At 68.0% G+C, this 1304-nt stretch carries 1 protein-coding gene; it reads right to left on the reverse strand.

All coding sequences use genetic code 11. The annotated features are described in order from the left end of the window. Positions 1–34: 34 nt before the first annotated feature. Entirely contained in the window at positions 35–1210 is a 1176-nt protein-coding gene (locus tag ACWED2_RS48295) for an IS30 family transposase (RefSeq protein ID WP_449697236.1), read from the reverse strand. Positions 1211–1304 lie beyond the last annotated feature (94 nt).

Raw genomic sequence — 1304 nt, forward strand, 5'->3', positions numbered from 1 at the left:
GGGCGGATTCCAGGGGTCGTTGCAACACGTGTGATCAACTGGCTTTGGCCAGGAGTGTAGCCAAGCGCTCGGCTGGGGTGTCCCAGCCGAGCGTTTTGCGTGGACGCCGGTTGAGCTGAGCGGCGACGGCGGCGAGGTCCTCGGGACTGTGGATCGACAGGTCGCTGCCTTTGGGGAAGTACTGACGCAGCAGGCCGTTGGTGTTTTCGTTGGAGCCGCGCTGCCACGGTGAGTGGGGGTCGCAGAAGTAGACCGGGATGCCGGTGGCGATGCTGAACTCGTGGTGACGGCTCATCTCGCTGCCCTGGTCCCAGGTCAGCGATCGAGCCAGCTGCTGCGGCATCGTCGCGGCGGTGGTGACGAGGGCGTCGCGGACGTGCTCGGCGGTGCGGGAGCCACCGAGGTGGACCAGCATCACGTAGCGGGTGGCGCGTTCGACCAGGGTGGCGATGGCTGATGCTCCGTCCCCGCCGATGATCAGGTCGCCTTCCCAGTGGCCGGGGACGGCGCGGTCGTCGGCCTCGGCGGGGCGGTCGCTGATCATCACCATCGGGGCGGTGAAACGTGGCCGGCGCTGCTCGCTGCTGCGGCGGGGTGTGCGCATGGTGCGGCCGGTGCGCAAGGCGGTCGTGAGCTCGCGGCGCAGTTCGCCTCGGCCTTGGACGTAGATGGCCTGGTAGATGGTTTCGTGGGTCACGTGCAGCTCCGGCCGGTCGGGGTGGTCGCGGCGCAGCCTCCGGCTGATCTGCTCGGGGCTGAACTTGTCCTCGAGCATGCCCTGCACCAGATCATGCAACTCGGGGCAGGCGGCGATCTTGCCGGTCTTGGGCCGCGGGCGACGGGATTCAGCGCGGGCCTGAGCGGCATGTGGCCGGTAGTCGCCCGAGCCGAGATGGCTGTTGCGGTTCAGCTCCCGGCTGATCGTGGACGCGTTGCGGCCCAATTCGGTAGCGATAGCCCGCACCGAGTGGCCCTCGCGGCGCAGATCCGCGATCACGATCCGCTCGTCCACACTCAGGAACCTGCCCGAGGACGGCTCAGGCCGGGCGGGAGGCCGTCGATCCGCCTCCCGCCCGGCCTTGGCCTGACTAGCCCTTCCGTTGCGCCACCGTTGCCCGGTCCGCCGGTTGATCCCCACGACCCGGCACGCCTCGGCAGTACTCACACCCTTCGCCACAAGATCAAGATATTGCCGACGCTCAGCCACCAACTTCCGAGGCCCCTGCGGCGACCGGTCCTCACGGATCTCGAACAACTACAACCCCTGAACAACTCAGGTGTTGCAACCACCGCTAGAACCCAAG

Source organism: Amycolatopsis sp. NPDC005003 (assembly GCF_053600695.1).